The sequence below is a fragment of the Collinsella aerofaciens genome, assembly GCF_040920445.1.
Classification (GTDB): domain Bacteria; phylum Actinomycetota; class Coriobacteriia; order Coriobacteriales; family Coriobacteriaceae; genus Collinsella; species Collinsella aerofaciens_BH.
On the sequence record NZ_JBCOTQ010000066.1, the window covers coordinates 2,071 to 10,125 of the forward strand.

Consider the following 8,055-nt stretch of genomic DNA (forward strand, 5'->3'; position numbering starts at 1 on the left):
GGGACAACCAGGGCATGCACATCAAAAACGAAATCGTCGAGATCGAAGCGGAGGCCTAAAGATGATGGATATCAACACCCTGCTCGCACTCGACCTTGCCGAGTACACCACTGCACTTGAGGCCCTCGCCGACCAGATGATGCTTGAGGAACCACGCGATATCGACTACATGCGCCGCCGCAAGCTCGACACAGGCCGCGAATTCGCCGTCTGGAACTTCACCGTCGGCTACTGCATGAACGCCGCCGACGCCCTCTCCCTCCTGCGAGCCCAGGCCAACGAAAACGCCAACGACGGCACCGCCGACCTCGCAACGATCAACAACAGCGCCGCGCGCCTGTGCGACTGGTTCTCGGGCGCCTTCGACGTCACCGGCAAAATGGATGACACCACGGCAATCCTCGCCCACAGCCGCGACCTCTACGCCCAGGTAGAGACTCACGAACAGTTTGCAGCCCTCACCCGCGCCACCGAGCGCTATCTGGTCCAGCTCCAATTTTGGGTCGACCGCCAGATTCCCTGGCCGGCCATTAGCGACCTCGTCCACGGCTACCGCCTACGCACGGAGTCCGGCGAGACAAGGTAACCAAGCAAGCAGCACCGACAACACCCCACCATCGGGATCCAAAGTAAGAATCAGAGGGCTGGAGACGCACCCAACAGCGTCCCCAGCCCCTTCGCAAAGTAGAGCACTGTTTCAGTGGCTTTGAGGCCTATTCGAACCTTTTCTATCTCCCAATTTTTGTATATTTACGACAATATTATCTGCCAATTTTTGTATGATTTTAGGCGATTCTATCTGTCAATTTTTGTCATTTGGGGGTTTAATGCTACGCCGTAAGGTCACTGATAGGCTTTTGAGCTGGAAGAATAACTCCAATAAGGCATTACTCGTTACTGGTGCGCGTCAGATTGGCAAGAGCTATGCGATTCGCGCGTTTGGAAAAAGCAACTACGCTTCGTATTTTGAGGTCAATTTACTACTCGATGTCGAAGCAAGGAATGCACTTGTTGGCGCAAAGAACTCCGTTGACTTTATCAACCGCGTAGCCCTTCTTGCGGATGCGCCGCTTGTTGAGGGCGATACGCTTGTCTTTGTCGATGAGATTCAGGAGTATCCGCAGATCGTTACACTCATGAAGGCGTTGGTCGAGGATGGGCGCTTTAGCTATGTCTTCTCGGGGTCTATGCTTGGGACTGAGTTTAAGGGGATCTCTTCTTTTCCGGTGGGGTATGTAGAGCACATTGTTATGCGCCCGATGGATTTTGAAGAGTTTTGTTGGGCAAACAGCGTAAGCGAGAATGTGCTTGCAGGCATTCGCAGCTGCCTTGTCGAGAAACATCCTGTCGAAAACTATATTCATGAGGCGATGCTCAAGAACTATAGAGCCTATATCGTTTGCGGCGGCATGCCGGAGGTCGTTCAGAATTATATTGATTCGGGTTATTCGCTCGTGAGCACACGTGAGCTTCAAACTCAGCTGGTCGATCAGTACAAAAGCGATATCTCAAAATATGCATCGACTCGAGCGTTTAACGTTCGGTCGATTTTTGAGCAAATTCCCGTTCAGCTTGAGGCGGAGTCTCATCGCTTTGTTGTTTCGTCTCTGGGTGAGGGAGCTCGCCTTAAAAAATATGAGCAGGATTTCCTGTGGCTTGTTAACGCAGGTGTTGGATTGATGGTCGCCAGGGTGACGGAGCCACGGAGTCCTCTCAAGAGGACGGAGAAAACGACAGCCTTCAAACTATACGAGTCTGATACAGGCATGCTCGCATCGCGATACCCCGGCAGCACTGCACGCGCTGTCTATCTTGATATGAAAACTCCCAACCTTGGTGGTCTCTATGAGAACGTGGTCGCGCAGGAACTCGTTGCCCTCGGGGCGGATGCATGGTACTACCAAACGCGTGAGGTCGGTGAAGTTGACTTTGTAATCGAAGGCGCCCACGGGCATGTTGTCCCAATCGAGGTCAAATCGGGCAAGAAAGTTCGAGCGCACGCGGCCCTCGATCGTCTGATGAGTGTGGGCGAGTACAAAATTCCCGAGGCCGTTGTACTAAGCCACGAGAATCTCAGCAAAGAGGGCAAGGTTCTGTACGTTCCAATCTACATGACGTTTTGTCTCGATGAGTTTATGGAAAAGGATGACCCCAATAACGATTTCTCGTTCGCGCCCATATCTCTCTAGCCATTTGAATCTGCAATCCAGCCACGCCCTCCATCCATCCCCAAAGTGACGCGTGGTTTCGCGGCAAAGCCGCGAAACAGCGAAGGGGACAAAAGGCCCCCACAGCCACGTCATCCATTCAGCCACACAATCCGAGGACGTAGTCGTAGCAGGATCTGAGGGCTAACCTTCGCGGACACTCCGCAGGACGAAAGAACCCCCGCCGCACGTAGTGCGCAGCGGGGGTTCTTTCATGTCCGAGGACGTCCGCGAAGGTCAGCCCTCAGATCCTGCGGTGAGAGACCTAGGCCTCGTTGTACACCGTCTTGAGCTTCAGCAGGTGAGCGTAGCGGTCCATAGCGGCCTGCTCGTTCTCCTTGAAGAGCTCCTCGGCGCGCTCGGGGAAAGAACGCGTCAGCGAAGCGTAACGGGCCTCGTTCATCAGGAACTCCTGATAACCGCCCGCGGGCTCCTTGGAATCGAGCGAGAACTTCTTGCCGGCAGCAGCCTCGGGGTTGAAGCGGAAGAGGTTCCAGTAACCGCACTCGACAGCCTTCTTCATCTCGGCCTGGCAGTTCTGCATGCCGCCCTTCTTGATGGAGTGCATCTCGCAGGGGCTGTAGCCGATGATGAGGGACGGGCCGTCGTAGGCCTCGGCCTCGTGGATGGCCTTGAGGGTCTGAGCTGGGTTGGCACCCATGGCGACCTGCGCCACGTAGACGTAGCCGTAGCTCATGGCAATCTCGGCCAGGGACTTCTTCTTGGTCACCTTACCGGCAGCGGCGAACTGAGCGACCTGGCCCAGGTTCGAGGCCTTGGAGGCCTGACCACCGGTGTTGGAGTAAACCTCGGTGTCGAAGACGAAGACGTTGACGTTGTGGCCGGAAGCCAGGACGTGGTCCAGGCCACCGAAGCCGATGTCGTAGGCCCAGCCGTCGCCACCGAAGATCCAGAAGGACTTCTTGGTGAGGTAAGCCTTGTCGGCGAGGATCGCCTTGGAAGCGTCGCAACCGCACTTCTCGAGCTCGGCAACGTAGGCAGCGGCAGCGGTCTTGGAGGCCTCGGCGTCGTTGACGGAGTCGATCCAAGCCTGGCCGGCGGCCTTGAGCTCATCGGACGGACCATCGGCAGCGATGATGTCCTGGGTAGCGGCGATCAGCTTGTGCTGAACGGCCTCATAGCCAACGGCCATGCCCAGACCGTGCTCGGCATTGTCCTCGAACAGGGAGTTATTCCACGCCGGGCCGTGACCGTCCTTGTCCTTGCAGTAAGGAGCGGTGGCAGCGGGGTTGCCCCAAATGGAGGAGCAGCCGGTGGCGTTGGAGATGAACATGCGGTCGCCGGCAACCTGAGTCACCAGACGTGCATAGGCGGTCTCGGCGCAGCCGGCGCAGGAGCCGGAGAACTCCAGGTAGGGCTGCTTAAACTGGCTGCCCTTGACGTTGGCCGCGATAAGCTCCTTCTTCTCGGAGACGTTCTCGACCATGTAGTCCCAAACAGGCTGCTGGTCCATCTCCTGCTCGGTGGGAACCATCTCGAGAGCACCCTTGGGGCAGACCTTGACGCAGTTGGTGCAGCCCATGCAGTCGAGCGGGGACACGGCCATGGTGAACTTCATGCCCTTGGCCTTGGGGCCCATGGCGTCGAGCGTGCGGGTAGCCTCGGGCGCGGCGGCAGCCTCGTCCTCGGTCATCGCGAACGGACGGATGGTGGCATGCGGGCACACATAGGCGCACTGGTTGCACTGGATGCACTTGGTCTCGTCCCAGTGGGGAACGACCACGGCGACGCCGCGCTTCTCGTATGCGGAGGCGCCCAGCTCAAACTGGCCGTCAGCGCAATCGACGAAGGCGGAAACAGGCAGGCTGTCGCCGTCCATGCGATCGATGGGCTCGAGCAGGTTCTTGACCTGCTGGGCGATAGCGGACTTGGTCTCCTCGGAGAGCTCGACGGGAGCGGCATCCTCGGCGGTAGCCCAGTCGGCCGGAACCTCGAACTTACGGAAGGCGGTAGCGCCGGCATCGATGGCCTTGTGGTTGGCGTCGACGATGGCCTGGCCCTTCTTCATGTAGGACTTGGTAGCCGCGTCCTTCATGTACTGCAGGGCGTCCTCGGCGGGCAGGACCTTGGCCAGCGCGAAGAAGGCGGACTGGAGCACCGTGTTGGTGCGCTTGCCCATGCCGACCTTGGCAGCCAGGTCGATAGCGTCGATCAGGTAGACGTTGACGTTGTTGTTCGCGATGTAGCGCTTAGCCACGGCGGGCATGTGCTCGGCGAACTCCTCGTCGCTCCACTGGCAGTTGACCAGGAAGGTGCCGCCCGGCTTGACGTCGCGGACCATCTTGAAGCCCTTGACGATGTAGCTGGGGTTGTGGCAGGCGACAAAGTCGGCCTTGGTCACGTAGTACGGCGAACGGATCGGGGAATCACCAAAGCGCAGGTGCGAGACGGTGACGCCGCCGGTCTTCTTGGAGTCGTACTGGAAGTAGGCCTGAACGTACTTGTCGGTGTGGTCGCCGATGATCTTGATCGAGTTCTTGTTGGCGCCGACGGTACCGTCGCCACCCAGACCCCAGAACTTGCACTCGATGGTGCCGGGGGCTGCGGTGTTGGGCGCATCCTCGGCCTCGGGCAGGCTCAGGTTGGTCACGTCATCGACAATGCCGATGGTGAACTCGCGCTTGGGCTCGTCCTTCTTGAGCTCCTCGAAGACAGCGAACGCGGACGCAGGAGGCGTGTCCTTGCTGCCCAGGCCATAACGGCCGCCGACGACCTTGATGCCCGTCTTGCCGGCCTCGTAGAGAGCGGAGACGACGTCCTGGTAGAGCGGCTCGCCGATGGAACCCGGCTCCTTGGTACGGTCCATGACGGCGATCTTCTGGACGGTCTCGGGGAGAACGTCGACGAAGTGCTTGATGGAGAACGGACGGAACAGACGAACCTTGACCAGGCCGACCTTCTCGCCGTGAGCGTTGAGGTAGTCGATGACTTCCTCGAGCACGTCGCAGAAGGAGCCCATGCACACGACGACGCGGTCGGCATCGGGAGCGCCGTAGTAGTTGAACAGGCCGTAATCGGTGCCGAGCTTCTCGTTGATCTTCTTCATGTAGCCCTCGACGACGGCGGGAAGCTCGTCGTAGACCTTGTTGCAGGCCTCGCGGTTCTGGAAGAAGATGTCGCCGTTCTCGTGGCTACCGCGGGTATGCGGGTGCTCAGGGTTGAGCGCGTGATCGCGGAAAGCCTGGACGGCGTCCATGTCGCACATCTCGGCCAGATCCTTGTAGTCCCACATGGCGACCTTCTGGATCTCGTGGCTGGTGCGGAAGCCGTCGAAGAAGTTAAGGAACGGGGTCTTGCCCTCGATGGCGGCAAGGTGAGCCACCGGCGAGAGGTCCATGACCTCCTGGACGTTGCCCTCGGCGAGCATGGCGAAACCGGTCTGGCGGCAGGCCATGACGTCGGAGTGATCACCAAAGATGTTCAGGGCGTGCGAAGCGACGCAACGCGCGGAGACGTGGAAGACGCCCGGGAGCTGCTCGCCCGCGATCTTGTACATGTTCGGGATCATCAGGAGCAGGCCCTGGGAAGCCGTGTAGGTGGTGGTCAGAGCACCGGCGCCCAGCGAACCGTGAACGGTACCGGCTGCACCTGCCTCGGACTCCATCTCGACGACCTTGACCGGGGTGCCGAAGATGTTCTTGCGACCCTGGGCCGCCCACTGGTCGACATGGTCGGCCATCGGGCTGGACGGCGTAATGGGATAAATTCCCGCTACCTCGGTGTACGCATACGAAACATATGCGGCCGCCTCGTTGCCGTCCATAGACTTAAACTTACGCGCCATATACCCCTCTCCTCTCATATAGGTATACAGGCCCCGGCGATCGCCGGGATGTTGGCGTGATGGGATTTACGCTGTTGCTTCCAATCATCTGGCAGGCAGGCTCAGCAGCAGGTACGTGGCGTGGAGAGAAGACATGCCGAGGCGAGGGACAGCTGATGCGCCCCACAGACCCGACCGCCCGTCTTGCACATGACCGAGCGCCGCAAAGGCCGCATGCCGGATGCTCCCGGGCACGCCCCGGCGATGGGAAGCGCCCGCAACGGAAATCCGCATGCGGGTTTATTGTACCCCGCCGTTAAGTGTAATTTCGACAAATATAGGCGGGCGGTAACGGTTTACCTCGGGTGACCGCCAAAGGCCAGAATGGTCCCTCCATCCCCGGACGACTGGCTCTGACGCGCCAAGGAGTGTCCCCAAGTACCGGCAGGAAAGGAACGTCCCTAACTGCCGGCTAGAGGGCGCCGAGCAGGATGGCGTAGGTGGTGGATTCGCCGAGTTTGAGCTCGTCGCCGGGGTTGAGCTGGGCGGAGCGGCCGGGCTCTACTTGAATACACACACTCGTGGCCCCGTTTACCACCACGGTGCCGTTAGTGGACGACAGGTCCTCGACAAACCATGCGCCAGACTCGTCGCACCAGATATGGGCATGGCGGGCCGAGACGTCGTCGGTGATGCCGCCCTCCCCCGTTGCCAGCGCGCCGATCTCAACGCCTTCCTCACTCGGCTGAATCCAGCGCGGGACGCTCACCACGTAGCCGTTTTGCACGCACAGCAGTCCCAGCGGATGCGCCGGCGCGACCTCGTGCTCGCCCGCGACCGAAGATGTGCTCAGCGAGCGCGGCGTCGACGTGTCGCCGCCACGGGTCGCATGAGCGCGGCGGCTCGCCCGACTTGGAACTAAGGCGGGCGTGAGAGCAAACGGCATAGGGAACGAATCTTGCGGATGTACTCCTCGACGTCAGGCAGGTAAGCCCCACGAAGTCACCGGGGAGGCCCAAGCGGCCCGGCACCACTTCCAGATTCTGACCAGGGCGAGTCGTTCGCCGGTGGCTGAAGGCTCGCTCCCACCCAAAAGGGGAGATTCGCGTTGTTCCCCAATCGCTCTCGCATCTTTCATTTTGCTCGAGGTGGGCTATGAAAACTTTCCTGGTGAAAGGCGGCGATTGGTTTCCTTTCTTTCTAGAGGAGCGCGCCTGTAATCTGTTTTCATCCTAAATCAAGTTAAGATCGGACCTTCCAGAGGCAAGTCGACTCAAACTGCGAGGCTCCATGTTGGAATAAAGAGCGCTGTCGAAGTGCCAACAACACAAAGCTTGCCAGTCTCAAATAGAACCTTTTGGGAGTCCGATTGGGCCGCACACCGAATCCCCGCTGGTGGTTTTTTATAGCTGCGCGACAATAAACAAGGTTAGTGCCAGTCCAGCATGAAATTGAGGAACGTATGCATTTTTTCTCAGTAAGTGATCGTCGTTACTGCTTCGATGAGGTCACTCGCAATTGCTTTCAGGTTGACCAAGCATCAGAAGATGCGCTTCGCATATTTGAAGCATCGGGAAGAACGGTCAACTCGAAGTTGCTAACAAAGTCACTTGCTGCGAAAGGCTACGACCAAACGACCATAGCAGAACTTGAAGACGACATTGATGAGTATCAACGATTGTCTGAGCGGACTTTCTTAACAAAAGACACGCCTCGAAAACTTAGATCCATCGAACTCCACGTTTCACATGCATGCAACCTTGGTTGTAGTTACTGTTTTGCCGGTAAAGGAGATTATGGAACGTCTCCTCTGCTGATGACAGACGAGATAGCCTTCAAGGCGGTCGACTACCTCGTCGCAAGTTCATCGGAAAACGAAACGCTTGCGATCGTCTTTTTTGGTGGGGAACCCATGATTAACGAGCCGCTGATATGGAAAACGGTCGACTATTCAAAAAGAATATACCCCAATAGAAACTTTACCTATGGCTCTGTTAGACCAGGATTGACATACATGTGTCCCCACGGTGCCATATCGTTGACCCCGTAGACCGCGATGATGGG

Annotated in this window: 5 protein-coding genes; 3 read left to right on the plus strand and 2 right to left on the minus strand. The window is 58.3% G+C overall.

Going from position 1 to position 8,055, the window contains the following annotated elements; genetic code table 11:
• Positions 1–61: 61 nt before the first annotated feature.
• Positions 62–586, plus strand: a complete 525-nt coding sequence (locus tag AB5405_RS08915) for a hypothetical protein (RefSeq protein WP_368138240.1) — start codon at positions 62–64, stop codon at positions 584–586.
• Positions 587–827: 241 nt separating this feature from the next.
• Positions 828–2,189, plus strand: a complete 1,362-nt coding sequence (locus AB5405_RS08920; protein WP_368138241.1) for an ATP-binding protein — start codon at positions 828–830, stop codon at positions 2,187–2,189.
• 283 nt (positions 2,190–2,472) lie between these two features.
• Here the strand turns inward: AB5405_RS08920 and nifJ are convergent, their stop codons facing one another.
• Together nifJ and AB5405_RS08930 are read right to left on the minus strand one after the other, a co-directional pair.
• Positions 2,473–6,012 (minus strand): pyruvate:ferredoxin (flavodoxin) oxidoreductase, encoded by a 3,540-nt coding sequence (nifJ, locus tag AB5405_RS08925; protein ID WP_117646394.1) that lies wholly within the window; start codon positions 6,010–6,012, stop codon positions 2,473–2,475.
• A gap of 451 nt (positions 6,013–6,463) precedes the next feature.
• Complete coding sequence (locus tag AB5405_RS08930) at positions 6,464–6,937, minus strand: FHA domain-containing protein (RefSeq protein ID WP_055285289.1); 474 nt, start codon at positions 6,935–6,937, stop codon at positions 6,464–6,466.
• A gap of 516 nt (positions 6,938–7,453) precedes the next feature.
• On the opposite strand from AB5405_RS08930, the gene AB5405_RS08935 reads away from it, so the two are divergent.
• Complete coding sequence (locus AB5405_RS08935) at positions 7,454–8,041, plus strand: 4Fe-4S cluster-binding domain-containing protein (RefSeq protein WP_368138242.1); 588 nt, start codon at positions 7,454–7,456, stop codon at positions 8,039–8,041.
• Positions 8,042–8,055: the final 14 nt, after the last annotated feature.